This is a genomic window from Tenacibaculum sp. SZ-18, from assembly GCF_002813915.1.
Taxonomy (GTDB): domain Bacteria; phylum Bacteroidota; class Bacteroidia; order Flavobacteriales; family Flavobacteriaceae; genus Polaribacter.
Genome location: NZ_CP019335.1, coordinates 1,852,900 through 1,872,423 on the forward strand (window position 1 = coordinate 1,852,900; position 19,524 = coordinate 1,872,423).

Here is a 19,524-nt window from a genome sequence, read left to right on the forward strand (position 1 = left end):
CTAGATAATCTAGAAATATTAATACATCAGTACTATCTCCACAATAAATTTGATACTGTCTATTTTTATACTTATAAAGTATGTTATCTTTCCGATATGTAAATTTTATATGTGAAAAATCATTTGAAGTCATAAACAATAACCTCTAAACTATTATCGCTAAGATTCTTTTTTAAAATAGGTTCTATATGTTCCCACTTTCCTCCTGCCAAACCACAACCAATTCTTGGCATGTGGACAGATGCATTTAATTCATTTGCTTTTTTCGCAACTATTTCCATTCCTAAATTAATAGCTTCATATCGAACTGGTGGATTTCCAAATTCATCTTTTCTTATTTTTCGTTGACCAATTAAATTTGCCACCCATAAATTGTCTTCCACTTGTACAAATTGAACTTTACCTAATTCAAAATTCTCTCCAGACTTATACCATTCTCTATACTTTTGTTCCGGTTCTGGCCAACACTTTGAAATAGCTACAACAAATCCTTTTCCCCAGCGTCCTATATCATTACATACATGAACTATAATTTTATTCTCTTTACCTTGAGGTTGTGTTGCATCTCCTTCTATATATTTAATTTCCTTCATTCTTTTTCTAAATAATTTTTATAAACCGTATAATTCTCATCATCAAAACAGACAAAAATCACCTTTTCTAAAACTGCATTCTCTTTAACCGTTTTTATGGCAATTTGAGCAGCTAATTCTTTTGGAAACTTATAGATCCCAGTACTTATATTGGGAAATGCTATACTTATAAAATTATTCTCTTTAGCAAGTTCTAAACTATTCTTGTAACAGTTAGCCAATAATTCTTTTTCTTTTTCTAATCGTTGACCTCCATTATATACTGGCCCGACGGTATGAATTACTTTTTTTGCTGGCAAATTACCCGCTGTTGTGATAACCGCTTCTCCTGTTTTACATTTTCCCTGTCTATTTCTAATTTTCTGACAATCTTCAAGAATTTTTGGTCCACCAGCTCTATGAATTGCTCCGTCTACACCTCCTCCTCCGAGTAAACTTGAATTAGCAGCATTGACAATCACATCAACTTCAACTTTTGTAATATCGCCTTGTATTACTTCTATTTTCATGATTCATATTTTTTTCCTTCTCTATTTCAACTTCAAAAACTTATTAACTTCATCACTTGATGATATATATGGTCTTTCCGCTGGTATGATTAGTTTATCCAATTCTTTAGCTAAAACAAATTGATACTGTTCTCTAACAAATTCAGATACATCTTCGATTTCTAAAATATCTTCCTTTGCATACTTGATAATCTCTTCATTCCGTATTCCGATTTGAATCGCTCTTCTTTCTAATTTTCCTCCGTATGGATTGTGATCTGGGTCCCACTGTAATCGAATAGATGAATTCTTAACATGATGTTGCCAATCATCCCAATCTCTATATAATTCTGACTGAAAACTAGAATAAACTGCCTGACTTAAATATCTTTCGAATGCTTCGCGTTTTAAATGGATTGCCAAAACAACTTCTTGTCCTACTTTTGTTGCCCAACCATTTCGATACATCATCCAAAGAAAGTTAGGCTTAATCCAAGTCATTCTTGTGTATTTAAAAGGCCCTCCAAAAAATTGATTTTTTGTTGCGAAATTTCCTATTTCTGGTCTGTATGATTGATATACAATTACTTTTTCTTCATCATATTGAGCCATAATGTGGTATCCATTTTGTGGCCACTCTTTTAATTGTTCTGAATATTTCTTTAATATCAATTTCATAATTCTTCTTTTTAATTTTCTTTACTAATTCAATAAATCCATCAATTTAATTTGATCAATTCCCTCTACATCTCTAAAACTATCCGTTGTGAAAATTTGCGTAAAATGTTCCTGTAAACTTTCGACTCCCTTGCTAAAAATTCCGTGACTTACGGCTAAATACAAATCACCAGCATTTTTCTTTTTCAATTCCTCTGCAAGTCCCATAAACGTTCCTCCACCATCACAAATATCGTCCACTATTAAACAGTCTTTTCCTTGTAAATCTTCTTCATATACTTTAAAACCTTCTAATTTTCCGTTAGTAACATTCCTCTTTTTAGAACATTCAATCACAGCAATTCCCCCTAAATATTCTGATACTTTATAAATCTTTTTCAATGCTCCTCCATCTGGAGAAATTAACAACACTTCTTTTCCTATTTTTTGAATAACCTTTTCTATAAACTTGTAATTTGTAACGACTTCACAATTATCTAATACTGCTGGCGTAACTTCCGAATGTGGGTCAAAAACTATTACTTTATCTACACATAAGTCATTTAATATCTCTGCATACACTTTTACTGTTAAAGGTTCTCCTGGAATCATAACTCTATCTTGTCTTGCTCCTGGAAAATAGGGTATAAACACATTGATAATAGAAACACCACTTCTCCTTAAAGCATCAACAGTACAAATCAACAATCCAAAATCATTAAATGATGTAATTCTTGTTGTAACGATAACTTCAGAAATATCCTTTACATCTGTTTTAATTTTAATGTGCGGTTCACCTCCTGAAAAGACAAAAGATTCAAAATCAATTTGGTTTGCTCCAAGCGGATGAAAAGATGTATCTAAATTTATAATCATTTTTGTGTTATTTTTACGCAAAACTAAAACATAAAAACAGACTGACAAAATATTTTGTGTAAAATTTACACTATCTTAATTTCAAAATGAAATCCGTCGTTAAGTAATTGATTGTATTTTTGATTATTAAACTTAAACAGTTTGGCAGGACGACCACTACCCTTTTGATAAATTTTATCAGTTTCTTCAACAATTTCAAAACTTAAAATTTTCTTACGAAAATTTCTACGATCGATTTTATGGTCGAGTATTGTAGTATAAAGGTTTTCTAAATCCGAGAATGGAAACTCTTTATTAAGTAAATCAAAACCAATAGGTTGATATTGTAGCTTCGCTTTTAACCTCTCCTTAGCAATATTAAGAATTGTTCCATGGTCAAAGGCTAAATCAGGAAGTTCTTTCACAGGAAACCACTGCACTTCTTTTGCATCCGTAGCTGCCTGAATTTGAAAATGATTTGGTCTTACTAATCCGAAATAACTCACAGAAACTACTCTATTTCTTGGATCTCTTCCTGGTTTTCCAAAGGTATATAACTGTTCTAAATAATCAATCTGAACACCTGTTTCTTCTTTAAGTTCACGAGTTACAGCAGTTTCTAAGGATTCATTGTCCATAACCAAACCACCAGGTAATGCCCAACTATCTTTAAAAGGTTCTACACCTCTTTTAATTAATAAAACTGAAAGTTGTTTTGCGTCATAACCAAATACAACGGCATCAACTGCTACTTTAATATCTTGAATTGCAGGCATTTTTTTGTGTTTAGTTTACACAAAACTACAAATAATTATGATAAAGTTTCCTTGGTTATTTCAGTTTCTGTAACCAATTCTATTGCCTCCTTATCTCTTCTAAACAATCTGGCAGATAGTCCTCCTTTAAGTTTAATCTCATTATTAAAAACTTCTAACCAACTTCCTTCACGTAAACCTAAAACTGGACTTTCATTGAAAACATGAAATTCTTTAATTCTTGTTTCTCTGGTTTCACCCATATGTTTAGAAGATGGATCTGGATCTAAATAATGTGCATTAATATTGAACGGGATAAATCCCATCGTATCAAAACTTGGTGGATAAACAATTGGCATATCATTCGTATTCATCATTGTAATTCCACAGATATTACTTCCCGCACTTGTTCCTAAATATGGTGTTCCTGCCTCAACAACTTTCCTCAATGAGTCAATTACATCATTTTTATACAATTGATTAACCAACTCAAATGTATTTCCTCCCCCCGTGAAAATAGCTTCCGCATTTGAAACGGCTTCTTTTGGATTATCATACTCATGAATTCCTTTAACTTCTTTATCAATCTTACCAAAAGCTTCTCTAGCTTTTTCTGTATAAGTATCATAAGAAATACCACTTGGTCTTGCATAAGGGATAAATAATATTTTTTCTACATTACAAAAAAATGATATTAATTCTGGTAGAAGATATTCTAAATAACCACTTCCGTGAACTGTTGAAGTACTAGCAATGATAATTCGTTTCATTTGTATTTGATTTGGTTTACAGACAAAAATATTAAAAAGCTATCTTTGTAAAACGAGTAAAAAATTATAAATCATGAAAAAAGTTTACGTAACACTTGTGTTCCTGATTTTTTTATTGGCCTGCACGGAAAATAAGGAAAATACAAATCTGGATGTTGAAATAAGTGACATTGTTGGTGAATGGGAATTAGTTGAATTTCTATTAGATGGAAACTATACTGATGAAACACTTGATCTGCCTATAAATACCGAAATTTCTGCAGTTGGTTCAGATTACGATTTTACCATTACATTTACTAATAACCCGAAAGATGTAACTGCAATAGGAAGTTTTAATTCAACTGTAACTTATTCTTCCTTAGGATCAACAACTTCTGAATTAATAGTAATCGATACTAATGATAAACAAGAAACAGGCACATGGAATTTGATTGGAGAAGTTTTAGAAGTAATACCTTCTTCACAAACTGACATCAATTTGGAAGGTGATTTTAAAATTATTGAATTAAATGATGAAATAATGCAATTACAAATGGATATTGACCAAATCTTTGAAGGAACTGATCAGGATGAAGCTTTCAAAATTTCAGCAAAAGGCACAACTTACCTTAAGCTTAAGAAGAAAATCTAATTTACTTCACATTTTTTGAATTACACAATTCTAAGAAAGATTCATGTAGCCATGAATCTTTTTTTATTTAACAAACATTTACATTCTCCTTAAAACTTTTTAAGAAATTCTCTTTCTTTATTTGTATATCAACTAATTATATGCAAAAACTATTACTCAATTTTATTCTTACTCTATCAATTTCTAGTGCAATAAATGCTCAAAGGATTGAAGTTTCAGGGACTCTTAACGATAAACTTGGTAAAGTTGCAGATGCACATATAGTGAATAAAACTTCCAATCAGGGAACTTTTTCGAAACTCAATGGAGAGTTTTCATTAAAAGTTAAACCAAATGATATTATAGAAATAACTTCTGTTCAACATCATACAAAAGAAATTGTTTTTAATAACACATTGCTTCTAAACAATAAACTTGATATTTTTCTTTATCTAAGAGATTATTTATTGGAAGAAGTAGAAATAAAAAGAACAGATTTATCTGGTTTGTTAACTACTGATGCAAAAACTATTGGGAAGAGTGATCGACAAGAAATGATGGAAAATTTAGGTTTGAATCCATTTCCCAAAAAAATGTCAAAAATAGATCGTGAAATAAAAACTGCGTATGCAGGTGGAGTTCAAATTGGTTTAGGAGCTATTGTCTCCTTAGATTATTTAATTAACTCTATGTCGGGGAGAATTGAGATGTTGGAAAAACAAAAAAAATTGCTTGAAAATGAAAAAAAACTGAAGTATATCGAAAACACGTACCGCAACTACATAACTAATAACCTAAAGATAGACTCACTAGATGTGGCAAGATTTATTTTCTTCTCTCATTTTGATAAACAATTTCAAGAATCTTACAATGGAGGAGATGTTAAAATTATTTCGTTCTTAAAAAAACAAGCTGTTCTATTTAAAAAAGATTCTTTGTGATTAAAACTTTACAAATCACTTTCTATTTTTCATTATTCTGTTTTGAACTATGTGTTGGACAAGAAATAACAATTAATGGAATGATAAAGGATAAGTCAGGTCCAGTTGTAAACGCAAATATTATAAACAAAACTAAAAATACGGGTTCATTTTCTGATGATAGCGGAAACTTTTCTATACGAGTTTCTAAAGGTGATGTACTGGAATTCTCTAGCATACAACATCATAAAAAATCTATTGAAATTTCAGAAGAAATCTTAACTCAAAAGACAGGATTAATTCAAATGCACTTAAAAGATTATTTGTTAGATGAAGTTGAAATTAAAAAAACACCACTATTAGGAGTATTAAGTGTGGATTCAAAATTCGCGAAAGAAACAAAACGAGAAGAAGTTATGAAAAGACTTGGTTTTAATCCATATATAAAGAAAAAGTCTGCCATTGATAGAAAACTCCAAAGTACTTATTCCAGTTCAGGAATTGTTCCAATAGGACTAATAATAAATGCTTTGAGCGGTCGATTAAAACTACTAAAGAAACAAAAAGAATTAGCTGAAAATGAAAAGAAAATGGATTATATCAACAAAAATTTCAGATTTCATATCATAAATGACTTGAAAGTTGATAGTACAAATGTTGATAGATTCATCTATTTCCTGCATTTGGATAAAAAATTTAATTCAGTTTATAACAAAGGTGACATGAGTTTAATTCCCTTTTTAAAAGAGCTATCAATTTTGTTCAAAAAAGATTCTCTATGAAGAAGAAACATTATTTAGTAACGATTATTATTCTAATAACATCCAAATTTTCCCATTCACAAGAGTTTACCTTATATGGAAAAATTGAAGATCAAATAGGCCCAATTGAAAACGCTAATATTTGGAATAAAGAATCAAATAAAGGTAGTTTTTCCGATGAAAATGGGATGTTTTCCATTAAGGTTTCCTTGGATCAAAAAATTGAAATTAGCAGTATTCAACATCACACAAAAATTGTTCGTATAACTCAGGATATCCTAATTTCTCAAACCGTTACTGTTCAATTACGAATGAAAGATAATTTACTTGAAGAAGTGAATATTTCAAATAAAAAATTATTCGAGACTTATAAACGAAAAAACAAACAAACTATAAGAGATATTGCAGTCGTAAAGTCGAAAGATGTATTTGATTTCTCAGAAATAAAAATTGAAGCTAATAAAAATTATAAAAAAGCTACCAATATGGCACGTGACATGGGTAATATAACAGACCCCACACAACGATTTGAAGGCGCAAATATTGGCGGTGGAGTTTTTCTTCCTTTTAAAAGTTTATTCAAAAAAAGAAAAGAAAAAAAGAAATTTGAGTTCAAAGCAAACTTTCCTGAATTACTTCTTAAGGAATTTGGAGCATCATACTTCTTTACAGATCTTAAAATCCCTAAAGAAAATTACTATCACTTTTTGGATTTTTGTAATCCATTGGGAATTGAAAAACTGTATCAAGAAAATAAAAAACTAGAACTTTTAGAGGTGCTAAATATTCAAGCAAAAGAATATCTTATAAATAATAATCATAAATAAAATTGATAGTTATGTAACGAAAAAGAGTGATAATTTTCGTATTTTCATAATAAATTTAATTTTTACTGTTTTATTTAGAATCATGAAGAAAATTACCCTACTCATATTTTTGTTATCAGCTTGCGTTTTCGCACAGCGGACTCAAATAACTGGTGTTATTTCTGATAACTTAGGAATTGTTGATAATGCTCATGTTGTAAATATTACATCAATGGAAGGAACCTTCTCAGATGAAAAAGGTTATTTTACCATTAATGCTCAGTTAGGAGATATTCTTCAAATTACTTCTATTCAACATTACAATAAAAACATCAAAATATCTTCTATCTCAATGGGAAGAAAAAAGATTAATATTCTTTTAGAAATTCAGGAACAAGTATTAGAAGAAATAGAAGTAAAAAAAACAGAACTTATTCAAACATTATCTTCAGACGCAAAAAAAACTCCTAAAAATCAAGGAATAGAAAAGTCTAAGAAAGCAAGAAAATTTGATGATTCTAAAGTTACAGATAACGCTGTTTTAGCTAGTGGAAAGGAAATTAATGAATCTGAAAGAAAAACTGATCCTATTTTAGCCTTTGAAGGACTTACGTTATTGAAGTTTTCACTATTTACATCTAAAGAGGAAAAGCTTTTAGAGCAAAGAATCAAAAAACAAGTATTTCGTGATCATTTACCTGAAAGAATTCTTAGTATTGTAGGAAAAAATAATGTCATCAAAAAAATGAATATTCCTCAAGAACAAGTACTTAAATTTATTAATTATAGTATCGACAAAGAAATCGAAATAAATGTTCAAAGAGAGGAACATCTTAAAGTAATTGAAAAGTTGCAAGAAAAAAGTGTTAATTATTTAAAACAGCAAACTCAATAAGACATCGTTGTGATAAAAAATCAGTACTTTGGCGCATCTTTTGCTGATTTATATGTCATGAAAAAAATTTTAATTCTTTTTGTGGGACTATCTTTTTTATCCTTCAAAGACCATAAGTATTATTTAGCACTAACCGAAATCGAATATAGTTCGAAAAGCAACTCCGTCCAAATGATTATGAATGTATTCATGGATGATATAGAAAAAGCTATTGAGAAAGAACAAGGTGTGAATTTAAAACTTACTACCAATAAAGAAATTGCCAATGCAGATGGTTATCTGTTTAATTATTTACAAGAAAACTTTATACTCAAAATTAATGATTCAAAGGTTGACTTTAATTTTGTAGGAAAAGAATACGAGGGAAATATAGTTTACTTTTATTTAGAAGTAGAAAACGTGACAAAAATAAATTCTCTTCACATTGAAAATAATGTCTTAATCGCACATTTTCCCGATCAACAAAATTTAATCAAAGTGAAAATAAACAACACCAAAAAAAGTTTATTTTTAACTAAAGAAAATAATAAAGGTTTGTTAAATTATTAATAAAATCAAATTCTTTGCTTTACTTTTATCCACCTAATCTATTAATAACTACATATAATGAAAAGAACTCTTTATTCATTTTTTTTGATATGTTTTGTGTTTACAATATCTGTAAGTGGACAAAATAGAGAAAGAAAAACACAAAAGGGACATACCAACGAGAATAAATTCAAACAACTAGAAGACCTCCTTCCTACTCCCAATGATCGCCATACAGCATCCGGTGCGCCAGGTGTAAAATATACTCAACAAAAAGTTGATTATAAAATGGATATCACTTTAGATGACGAAAAAAGAAGAATTACAGGAAATGAAAGTATTCTTTATCACAATAATTCAGAAGATTCGTTACCGTATTTATGGGTTCAGTTAGATCAGAATATGCGTGCCGCAGATTCTAAGACTCCCGATATTCAAACATCACGAGTTCCTAAAAAAATTAATAAACAACTTTTTGAACGTTATTTTCCTGAAAAGCCTTTTGATGGAGGTTTTAAGATTATGAGCGTTACAAATGCTGATGGAAGTGAATTACCTCACATTATAAACAGAACAATGATGCGTATTGATTTACCACAACCAATTGCTCCTGGAGGAACTTTTTCTTTTAATATCAAGTGGTGGTATAATATCAACAATCATAGAACTCAAGGAGGTCGTTCAGGATATGAACATTTTCCTGAAGATAATAACAACAATTATGTTATCGCTCAATTTTACCCAAGATTATGTGTTTATGATAATGTTGAAGGATGGCAAAATGATCAATTTTGGGGACGTAGTGAATTCGCTTTAGAATTTGGAGATTTTGAAGTAAATATTACAACTCCAGATGATCATGTATTGGGAGCTACGGGAGTTTTGATGAACGAGAGCGAAGTACTAACAACGACGCAACGTCAAAGATTTGCTAAAGCACATAAAACGTTCGATAAACCAGTTTTAATTGTTACACAAAAAGAAGCAACTAAAAAAGAAAAAACAAAATCAAAAAAGACTAAGACATGGAAATTCATAGCGAAGAACGTTAGAGATTATGCTTTCGCTACTTCAAGAAAGTTTATTTGGGATGCAATGGCAGTTAATATCAATGGTAAAACTGTAATGGCACACTCTTTATATTCAAAAGAAGCAAATCCTTTATATGGTGATCACTCGACAAGAGCTGTTGCGCAAACTTTAAAAACATATTCAAGATATACTTTTGACTATCCGTATCACAAAGCTATTTCTGTTGATGGACAAATGGGAATGGAATATCCTCAAATTTGTTTCAACCCTGGAAGACCAAATCCTGATGGAACATATTCTGATAGAACAAAATATAGAATGATTAAAGTTACTGTTCACGAAGTTGGTCATAACTTCTTCCCAATGATTGTTAATTCGGATGAACGTAAATGGACTTGGATGGACGAAGGTTTAAATTCTTTTGTTGAAATGATGGCTGAATTAGATTATGATCCAAACTTTCCGATTGTAAGAGGATTGCCTAAGAACATTGTCGGTTACATGGATGGCAATCAATCTAGAATCGCTCCTATCATGTCTAAAGGAGATAATGTATATAGTTTCGGAAACAATGCTTACGGAAAACCTGCTACAGCTCTCTATATTTTAAGAAATACTGTTATGGGGCCAGAGTTATTTGACTATGCGTTTAAAACATATTCTAAAAGATGGAAATTTAAACACCCAACACCCGCTGATTTCTTTAGAACAATGGAAGATGCTTCTGCTATGGACTTAGATTGGTTTTGGAGAGGATGGTTCTATACAACTGACGTTACCGATATAGGTATTAAAGGCGTTAAAAAATATTACACACAAGAAGGTAGAAATGGAAATATTGAGTTTGTAAAAGATGCTACAGAAGGCTTAGGCTTCGGTACTGCTAAAAATCCTAAATCGAAGTTCCATTACGAAATAACTTACAATAAACCAGGAGGGTTAGTAATGCCTATTATTGTAGAGTTTACATATGAAGATGGAACTAAAGAAAGAAAGAAGTATCCTGCTCAAATCTGGAGATTAAACGATAATGAAATTACAAAAGTATTCTCTTCTGATAAGGAGATCAGATCTATTCAATTAGATCCGGATTTAGAGACTGCCGATGTAGATATAACTAATAATAGTTATCCAAAACAAAGTGCAACTAAATTTGATAAATTCAAAAGTAAAATAAAGGGATAACCTAATATCCAACTAAAAATATTTTAAAGCGATACTGTTAAAAAACTATCGCTTTTTTTATAAAGGTTTGTTAAAAATTTTAACAAATTAGAGGTTTATTGATTTTATTAGTACTTTTCGCTAATATTTTAAAACCAATTTAACTAATAATGAAAAAGCTATTTTATGTTTTCTTTTCATTATTCTTGATTACAGGAAGCACCTACGCTCAAGAAACTGAAAAAGAAAAAACACCTCAAAAAGGTCATATTGACGAAAACAAGTTTCGTCAATTAAAGGATGTTTTAGCAACTCCAAACGATCAAAGAACTGCATCAGGAGCACCAGGACATCAATACACGCAACAAAAAGTAGATTACGTAATGAATTTACGTCTAGATGAAGCTAATGATAAGCTTTATGGAGATGAGACAATTACATATCACAATAACTCTAAAGATCATTTAGAGTATTTATGGTTACAATTAGACCAAAACATGCGTGCACCAAATTCTCAAACTCCATTAGCTCAATCTAAAGGTGCTTCAGGATGGCAAACACCTGCTCAGTTTGTAGATGACAACATGGGGAAAAAGAAAGATTTTGGTTTTAAAATTGAAGCTGTAAAGTATGAAGATGGAAGAGATTTATCTCACACTATTAATCGTACTATGATGAGAGTTAATTTACCGGAGCCATTAGCTCCAGGAAGTACTTTTACTTTCAAAATTAAGTGGAACTATCTAATTAATAATGTAGTTGATGATGGTGGCCGTTCAGGAGTTGAATATTTCAAAGACGGAAATAAAGCCTTTATCATAGCTCAATTCTTCCCAAGATTATGTGTTTATAATAATGTAGAAGGATGGCAAAATATGCAATTCTGGGGTCGTAGTGAATTCGCTTTAGAATTCGGAGATTACGATGTAAAGTTAACTGTTCCTGCAGATCATATTCTAGAAGCTACTGGAGAGTTACAAAACGAAAAAGAAGTTCTTTCGAAAGAACAACGTAAAAGATTAGAGAAAGCAAGGAAATCATATAAAGATCCAGTTGTAATTGTAACTCAAAAAGAGGCTGAAGCTAACGAAAAGAAAAGATCAAGCAAAACTAAAACTTGGCACTTTAAAGCAAAGAATGTGAGAGATTATGCCTTCGCTACCTCTAGAAAATATATTTGGGATGCAATGGCAGTTGATATTAACGGTAAATCTGTTATGGCTGTTTCTTTATATCCAAAAGAAGGGAATCCTCTATGGGAAGAGCACTCTACAAGAACAGTTGCAAATACTTTAGAAGAGTATTCTAAATTAACTTTTGATTATCCTTACCCAAAAGCAGTTTCTGTAAATGCAAATGACGGCATGGGAATGGAGTATCCTATGATTTGTTTCAATTTTGGTCGTCCAGATGCAGACGGAACCTATTCAGATCGTTTAAAGAGTGGAATGATTGGAGTTATTATTCATGAGGTTGGACATAACTTCTTCCCGATGATTGTAAATTCTGATGAAAGACAATGGACTTGGATGGATGAAGGATTAAATTCATTTGTACAAATCTTAGCTGAATTTGACTATGACGCTAAATTATTTGCTCAGAATCCTACAAAAAACATCACTCGTTATATGAGTTTTGATCAGAGTAACTTATCACCAATTATGTCTCAAGGTGATTACGTTCAAAACTTTGGACCAAACGCTTACACAAAACCAGCAGCTGGTTTATATATGTTACGTAAAACTATTATGGGACCAGAATTATTTGATCACGCATTTAGAACATATTCTAAAAGATGGATGTTTAAGCATCCAACTCCTGCTGATTTCTTCAGAACAATGGAAGATGCTTCAGGAATGGATTTAGATTGGTTCTGGAGAGGATGGTTCTATACTACGGATAACTGTGATATTGGAATCAAAGAAGTGAAGCCAATCTATTTAACAGACAAGCCAAACGAAAGAACTAAACAATTACAAGCTCAATATCCAGGGTATTTTGCTAGATTAGGAAAGTTAGTTTTCCTCACCACAAACAAAGAAGATGCAAACCCTGCTGATGTTGAAGCTTACATTAATGATTTACCTGCAGATAAAAAGGCTAACTTAGAAAAGTTACCTAAATTTATGTATCAAGTAGAATTTGAAAAACCAGGTGGATTAGTTATGCCTATTATTGTTGAATTAACATATGCGGATGGCACCAAAAAACGTGAAGTTTTTCCTGCACAAATCTGGAATAAAGATGATAATAAAGTTTTTAGAGTATTTACTTCTACTAAAGAAATCAAAAAGATTACTGTAGATCCAGATGAAGAAACAGCTGATGTTGATATGTCAAATAATGCTTGGCCTAAAAAGGAAGAAAGTAAATTCAATAAGTTTAAAAATAAAATGAAAGACTAAATAACTTTAGAAATAAAATCAAAACGCAACAAAAATTTGTTGCGTTTTTTTTCTTCCTTTTTAATATTCTCATTAAACTTCTTAAAATAGTATAAACACTTAATGAGAATGAATCCATTCCCTTTGAGATATTATTTTTATTTGAAAAATCTACATTGTTTTATTGTACTATAAGTCAAAATGTAAAAGACTTGTTTTCTTTCTAAAGAAAGTATTACTGATAATGAAGTTTTAAAATAGTAATGAAATTATTCTATGTTTAATAAGAGAAAATAGTTTCTTTAGGTGTTGTGAGAACTTCTAAACTGGTTCTAAAAGCTTGGGTATTGCAAGTAATTGTCGATTTAGAATTCCAAAAATTTCTAAAAGTAACTTAGATCATTTCTTAAAAGAATTACTAAATTTCATATACTAATTAATACAATCATGGAAGAATCAATTTATTGTAAAAGATATAAATTCTCTGATTTCAGGAAATTGACCGCTAAACAGCATTATCTAAAATTAATGAATAGGTATTCGAAGCTAATTTTAGAAGTACCTTTAAATACTTTATCCTAATTTTTAGGAATAACACCTTCTTCTCCAAATTAAAGCCTTTCATTATTTAAAAAAATCCCAAAATTGTAAAAATTAACCATAACATTAGTTTTATCAATTTGAAAAACTACACAACAAATTGCAGCTCAATAATTTAAATTCACAATTAATTTGTACACTATTTTATAAATAATGAAATAGATCCCTCTCATATTTTTAATTTTCCTCCTTACCTACACTCAAAAGATTTGTTTTTATCAAAATTAATGGTACTTTTAACCCGATGAACGTAAGCAACTCAAATATCATTATTAAAGACGTAACTTCTGTGTCTTTATCTGCTTACACAATGATTTCTACAATTATTACAACCCTTTAGGGGGTTTTTATTTACATATAATTCTTCGGTATAGTTTGTTTTCTGTAAAACAGAGAAATAAACGCATTCAAACTATTTTTTCATCATAATTAATTCAAAATGAAAGTCCTAAAATTCGGAGGTTCATCAGTCAAAGATCATAAAAACATCCAAAAGGTATTACAAATTATTGCTAAAAAGGCACAAGAAGACAAACTTGCTGTAGTTGTATCTGCTTTTGGTAAAACCACAGATAATTTATTAAAAACTGCTGAACTGGCACAACTAAAAAAAGATGACTATTTAAATATTCTAAATAAAGTTGAAAAACATCACTATGAAACTATTGAGCATCTTACCCTTCAAAATAATTCAGAAGTAATTGAACATGTTAATAAACAATTCAATCAATTAAAGACACTTTATAAAGGTTGTTATTTGTTAGAAGAGCTGAGTCCTAAAGCTAAAGCTCTAATTAGTAGTTTTGGTGAACGTTTGTCTTCTTACATTATTTCAGAAGCAGCAAAAGCCAAACTTAATGCTACATTTAAAAATAGTCAGGATTTAATTATTACTAATGATAATTACTTAAAAGCACAAGTAGATTTTGAAACAACTTTTAGTAATTGTTCGTCTTTCTTTGGAGATAATTCGTATCAAGTTGTTGTACTTCCTGGGTTTATTGCCAAATGTTATGACGGACAAACTACAACTTTAGGTCGTGGAGGGTCTGATTATACAGCCTCAATTTTTGCTGCTGCGATTCATGCCGACGAATTACAAATTTGGACGGATGTTAGTGGAATGTATACAGCAAATCCATCAATAGTTAAACAAGCTAAACCAATTCAACATATTTCTTATGAAGAAGCCATGGAAATGTCTCATTTTGGAGCCAAAGTAATATATCCACCTACAATTCAACCAGTTCGAGAAATGAAAATTCCAGTGGTGATAAAGAATACTTTCGAACCAGATAAAGAAGGCACTTTAATCACACAACTTTCAGAGAAAAACTTACCTGTTAAGGGAATTACACATGTTGAAAACATTTCTCTATTAACGCTAGAAGGAAGTGGAATGGTTGGAATGTCAGGTGTTTCAAACAGACTCTTTGAATCATTATCGGATGATAACGTAAACGTAATATTAATTACTCAAGCTTCATCAGAACATACTATTTGCGTTGGTGTTCTAGAAGAAGATGCTGAAAAAGCTGTTAGAAGCATTTCTAAAAAGTTCGAAAATGAAATAAATCAACATAAAATTGATCCTGTAATCGTAGAAAATGATTTAAGCATTATTGCCATAGTAGGTGATAACATGAAGAACCATCAAGGGCTAAGTGGAAAAATGTTCAGCGCTTTAGGAAAAAATAATGTGAATATTAGAGCTATTGCTCAAGGAGCTTCTGAGAAAAATATATCTGCTGTCACTAAGAGAAAAGATGCTAAAAAAGCTTTAAACACTCTACATGAACAATTCTTTGGAAACAATATAAAACAATTAAACTTATTTGTTACTGGGGTAGGTAATGTAGGAAATCGCTTTTTAGCACAACTACAGCAACAACAGGACTATTTACAATCAAACTTAAAAATAAATATTCGATTAATTGGACTTTCGAATTCTTCGAAAATGTATTTTGATGAAGACGGAATTAACTTAAGCAATTGGAAAAATTTATTATTAAAAGAAGGTGAATCAACAAGTCTTGAAAGCTTCTTAAAACGTTCTAAAAAATTCAATATGCGCAATAGTATTTTTATAGATAATACTGCAAACGAAGAAGTCGCCAGAATGTATCAACATTATTTAGAAAGTAATATTGCTGTTGTTACTTGTAATAAGATTGCTTGTGCCTCTGAGTTACATAACTATAAAACTTTGAAAAAGGTTTCTAAAAAATTTAATGCTCCATTTCTGTTTGAAACAAATGTTGGTGCAGGATTACCAATTATTGATACACTTAAAAACTTAATTGCCTCTGGAGATCGAGTTCATAAAATTCAAGCTGTTTTATCAGGAAGTTTAAATTTTGTCTTCAATAATTTTGGAAGTAGTGTTACTTTCCATGACATCGTTAAACAGGCTCAAGAGGAAGGCTATACAGAACCGGATCCAAAAATTGATTTAAGTGGTGTTGATGTTGCCCGTAAAATTTTAATTCTTGCCAGAGAAAGTGGATATGAACTTGAGCTTAGCGATATTGACAATAATTCGTTCTTACCTAAGGAAAGTTTAAGCACATCTACCAATAATGACTTTTATGCGAGCTTGACTGAGTTTGAATCTCATTTTCAAGAAATTTATGCAAAAGCAAACTCAGAAAACTGTAAATTGAAATATGTAGCTGAATTTGAAAATGGAAAAGCGAAAGTTGGATTACAACATATTCCTTCAAATCATCCTTTTTACAATTTAGAAGGAAGTGATAATATAGTACTATTTTTTACTGATCGTTATCCTGTTCAACCTTTACAAATTAAAGGAGCTGGAGCAGGTGCTGATGTCACTGCTTCAGGTATTTTTGCTGATGTAATACGAGTTGCAAATAATTAAATTAGAGATGAATCAAATAAAAATATTTTCTCCTGCTACTGTAGCTAATGTTTCTTGTGGATTTGATTGTTTAGGTTTTGCCGTAAATGATTTAGGTGATACAATGACTTTTAGAAAAACTCCATCAAAAGAAATTAAAATTCTAGACATAAAAGGTGCTGAACTACCTTATGATATAAATAAAAATGTCGCAAGTGCGGTTGTTATAAAGATGTTAGAAAAATATCCTGCAGACTTTGGAATTGAAATTTCCATAGAAAAAGGATACTCTCCTGGAAGCGGACTTGGAAGCAGCGCAGCCAGTGCTGCAGGTGCTGCTGTTGCTCTTAACGAACTTTTAAATAAACCTTTCACTCCTCTAGAACTCACGAAATTCGCCATGCATGGTGAAAAAGTTGCTTGTGGTTCTGAAATTGCAGATAATGTAGCTGCCGCTATTTTTGGAGGTTTTATTTTAGTACAACAGTACGAACCTCTTTCAATCGTAAAAATTCCTGTTCCAAAGGAATTAATGCTTGTTGCGATTCATCCGCAAGTAAAAGTAAGAACAAAGGAAGCCAGAGATGTTTTACCCAAAAAAATTCCTTTAAGCGATGCTGTAGCGCAGTGGGCTAATGTAGGTGGATTAATTAGCGGGTTATATTCTGAAAACTATGACATTATTGCTAGCTCTTTAAAAGATATTATAATTGAACCTACAAGAAAACACTTAATCCCGTATTTCGATCAAGTAAAAAAAGCTGCAATTGAAGCTGGAGCATTAAATGCTGGTATTTCTGGTTCGGGACCAACAATTTTTGCACTCTGCAAAGGCGAAGAAAATGCTAAAAATGTATATAAAGCTATTGAAGACAGCTACAAAGAAAAGAATATAGATTTTACAATGGTCTATTCGAAAATAAATACACAAGGAGTTAAAATTCTAGAAAAAAATTAATTATGAACTATTTCAGTCTTAATCAAAAATCGAATCCGGTTTCTTTTAAAGATGCAGTAATAAATGGATTAGCTCCTGACAGAGGTTTATATTTCCCTGAAAATATTACACCTCTTTCAAAAGACTTTATTGATAATTTAAGTGAGTATTCATTTGAAGAAATTGCCTTCGAAGTAATTAAACAATTTGTTGGAAATGAAATTCCTAAGAATACTTTAAAACAAATAGTATCTGAAACTATTTCATTTGATTTTCCCATTGTAAAAATAAAAGAAAATATAGGAAGTTTAGAACTATTTCATGGCCCGACCTTGGCCTTTAAAGATGTTGGTGCTCGTTTTATGGCAAGATGCTTAGGGCATTTTAATAAGGATAATTCTAAACACGTCACTGTTTTAGTTGCTACATCTGGAGATACTGGAGGCGCTGTTGCTAACGGCTTTTTAGGAGTTAAAGGTGTTGATGTAGTAATTTTATATCCAAGTGGAAAAGTTAGCGATATTCAAGAAAAGCAATTAACTACTTTAGGCGAAAATATTACTGCATTAGAAGTTGATGGAGTTTTTGATGATTGCCAAGATATGGTGAAAACAGCATTTTTAGATGAAAAAATATTTAGAAATCTTACTTCGGCAAACTCAATAAACATTGCAAGATGGTTACCTCAAATGTTTTATTATTTCTTTGCTTATAAGCAATTGTACAAAAATCATCCCAATATCGTTTTTTCTGTTCCGAGTGGAAATTTTGGAAACATTTGTGCAGGAATTATGGCACAAAAATTAGGTTTACCAATTCGTCATTTTATCGCAGCTACAAATGTAAATGATACTGTTCCTGAGTTTATGAAAAATGGACAATATACTCCAAAAGCTTCAAAAGCTTCTATTTCAAACGCAATGGATGTAGGTAATCCTAGTAATTTTATTCGAATTCAACAACTTTATAATCAAAGTTTTGAATCTTTAAAAAGTGGATTTTCTTCTTATTCTTTTAGTGATTACTCAACTAAAATAGCGATGAAAAAAATTTATCAAGAAACGAATTACATTGCTGATCCTCACGGAGCCGTGGGTTATTTGGGACTGGAAAAACATAATTTACAGAATGATGAATATGGAGTTTTCCTTGAAACGGCTCATCCTGTGAAATTTTTAGATGTTGTAGAGGATACTTTAAATTTAAAAATTAAGATTCCAAGTGACATTGCTGAATTGGTAAAAAAGAATAAACATTCCATTAAAATCAGGTCCTACGATGAATTAAAATCGTTTTTAAACAAATAAATAAAGTCCGAGAAAATTCTCGGACTTTTTCATAATTTCAAAACTTATTACTTTTACTTTTTAAATAGCTTTGTAATGTCTTCTGCTGTTAATAATCTTGAAAATTTCACATTCTCATCAACATCTACAGGATTATCTCCACTGGTCATTTGTATTTGTAAAAAAGCTTCACCATCTTCTCTTGTATATTTTAACCACACAATTTGTCCGTTTGCTTTCATTTTTAATGGATCTCTTGGGACATCTTGAAATCCCTGCATCAATCCATTATAAAGTTTATCAACATCATTATCAACATTCTTAAAGCTAAAGTTTACATATTCATGTCCAATTGCATTAATGTTCTTAAAGAAGAAGTTATAATCATTTTCTCCAACTTTCTCCAAATACACATAGCTTACCTTACCAACAACTTCACTTTGGCTAGTTTCTATAAACTCGATTTGCGCAAAAGCTGAATTAGTAAGTACAAATAATAACAACAAAAATGCTTTTCTCATAATTTTAATATTAGGGATTTATAATTTTATTAAATCTATTTTAATAACGGATAAAAATAGAATTATTATATCAATTTTATTATTTTTCGTCGATTAAAAATG

The 19,524-nt window shown here is 30.7% G+C and carries 18 protein-coding genes; 11 read left to right on the plus strand and 7 right to left on the minus strand.

Features of this window, described 5'->3' with window-relative positions; all coding sequences use genetic code 11:
- Window positions 1-119: 119 nt before the first annotated feature.
- From BTO06_RS08400 to pepE, 6 genes are all read right to left on the minus strand, one after another.
- Complete coding sequence (locus BTO06_RS08400; RefSeq protein ID WP_100924875.1) at window positions 120-593, minus strand: macro domain-containing protein; 474 nt, start codon at window positions 591-593, stop codon at window positions 120-122.
- Window positions 590-1,102, minus strand: coding sequence for an O-acetyl-ADP-ribose deacetylase (locus tag BTO06_RS08405; protein WP_100924876.1), 513 nt, complete (start codon window positions 1,100-1,102; stop codon window positions 590-592). Before BTO06_RS08405 ends, BTO06_RS08400 begins: the two co-directional genes overlap by 4 nt.
- A gap of 21 nt (window positions 1,103-1,123) precedes the next feature.
- Entirely contained in the window at window positions 1,124-1,759 is a 636-nt protein-coding gene (locus tag BTO06_RS08410) for a DUF4291 domain-containing protein (RefSeq protein WP_100924877.1), read from the minus strand.
- 24 nt (window positions 1,760-1,783) lie between these two features.
- Entirely contained in the window at window positions 1,784-2,614 is an 831-nt protein-coding gene (prs, locus tag BTO06_RS08415) for a ribose-phosphate diphosphokinase (protein ID WP_100924878.1), read from the minus strand.
- Between the two features lie 65 nt (window positions 2,615-2,679).
- The gene (locus BTO06_RS08420) at window positions 2,680-3,369 is read right to left on the minus strand and encodes an NUDIX hydrolase (RefSeq protein WP_198517146.1); all 690 of its coding nucleotides are present in this window, start codon (window positions 3,367-3,369) and stop codon (window positions 2,680-2,682) included.
- Window positions 3,370-3,404: 35 nt separating this feature from the next.
- Window positions 3,405-4,118, minus strand: a complete 714-nt coding sequence (pepE, locus tag BTO06_RS08425; RefSeq protein WP_100924879.1) for a dipeptidase PepE — start codon at window positions 4,116-4,118, stop codon at window positions 3,405-3,407.
- A 73-nt stretch (window positions 4,119-4,191) separates the two neighbouring features.
- On the opposite strand from pepE, the gene BTO06_RS08430 reads away from it, so the two are divergent.
- The 11 genes from BTO06_RS08430 (at window position 4,192) to thrC (ending at window position 18,922) form a co-directional block, all read left to right on the plus strand.
- A complete protein-coding gene (locus BTO06_RS08430; RefSeq protein WP_100924880.1) occupies window positions 4,192-4,749 on the plus strand; it encodes a lipocalin family protein in 558 nt (185 codons plus the stop codon).
- Window positions 4,750-4,889: 140 nt separating this feature from the next.
- A complete protein-coding gene (locus tag BTO06_RS08435) occupies window positions 4,890-5,669 on the plus strand; it encodes a hypothetical protein (RefSeq protein WP_100924881.1) in 780 nt (259 codons plus the stop codon).
- Complete coding sequence (locus BTO06_RS08440) at window positions 5,666-6,430, plus strand: carboxypeptidase-like regulatory domain-containing protein (protein ID WP_100924882.1); 765 nt, start codon at window positions 5,666-5,668, stop codon at window positions 6,428-6,430. Before BTO06_RS08435 ends, BTO06_RS08440 begins: the two co-directional genes overlap by 4 nt.
- On the plus strand, window positions 6,427-7,236 hold the full coding sequence (locus BTO06_RS08445) for a carboxypeptidase-like regulatory domain-containing protein (protein WP_100924883.1): 810 nt from the start codon (window positions 6,427-6,429) through the stop codon (window positions 7,234-7,236). Before BTO06_RS08440 ends, BTO06_RS08445 begins: the two co-directional genes overlap by 4 nt.
- Before the next feature lie 82 nt (window positions 7,237-7,318).
- Window positions 7,319-8,110: a hypothetical protein gene (locus tag BTO06_RS08450; RefSeq protein ID WP_100924884.1), complete on the plus strand. Its 792-nt coding sequence runs from the start codon at window positions 7,319-7,321 to the stop codon at window positions 8,108-8,110.
- Between the two features lie 57 nt (window positions 8,111-8,167).
- Complete coding sequence (locus BTO06_RS08455) at window positions 8,168-8,659, plus strand: DUF6702 family protein (RefSeq protein WP_100924885.1); 492 nt, start codon at window positions 8,168-8,170, stop codon at window positions 8,657-8,659.
- 57 nt (window positions 8,660-8,716) lie between these two features.
- Window positions 8,717-10,855, plus strand: coding sequence for a M1 family metallopeptidase (locus tag BTO06_RS08460; RefSeq protein ID WP_198517147.1), 2,139 nt, complete (start codon window positions 8,717-8,719; stop codon window positions 10,853-10,855).
- A gap of 149 nt (window positions 10,856-11,004) precedes the next feature.
- The gene (locus tag BTO06_RS08465) at window positions 11,005-13,239 is read left to right on the plus strand and encodes a M1 family metallopeptidase (protein ID WP_100924886.1); all 2,235 of its coding nucleotides are present in this window, start codon (window positions 11,005-11,007) and stop codon (window positions 13,237-13,239) included.
- A 1,018-nt stretch (window positions 13,240-14,257) separates the two neighbouring features.
- The gene (thrA, locus tag BTO06_RS08470) at window positions 14,258-16,699 is read left to right on the plus strand and encodes a bifunctional aspartate kinase/homoserine dehydrogenase I (protein WP_100924887.1); all 2,442 of its coding nucleotides are present in this window, start codon (window positions 14,258-14,260) and stop codon (window positions 16,697-16,699) included.
- A gap of 7 nt (window positions 16,700-16,706) precedes the next feature.
- Window positions 16,707-17,636: a homoserine kinase gene (locus BTO06_RS08475; RefSeq protein ID WP_100926755.1), complete on the plus strand. Its 930-nt coding sequence runs from the start codon at window positions 16,707-16,709 to the stop codon at window positions 17,634-17,636.
- A 2-nt stretch (window positions 17,637-17,638) separates the two neighbouring features.
- Complete coding sequence (thrC, locus tag BTO06_RS08480) at window positions 17,639-18,922, plus strand: threonine synthase (RefSeq protein ID WP_100924888.1); 1,284 nt, start codon at window positions 17,639-17,641, stop codon at window positions 18,920-18,922.
- A 53-nt stretch (window positions 18,923-18,975) separates the two neighbouring features.
- Here the strand turns inward: thrC and BTO06_RS08485 are convergent, their stop codons facing one another.
- On the minus strand, window positions 18,976-19,422 hold the full coding sequence (locus tag BTO06_RS08485; RefSeq protein WP_100924889.1) for a hypothetical protein: 447 nt from the start codon (window positions 19,420-19,422) through the stop codon (window positions 18,976-18,978).
- Between the last annotated feature and the right edge of the window lie 102 nt (window positions 19,423-19,524).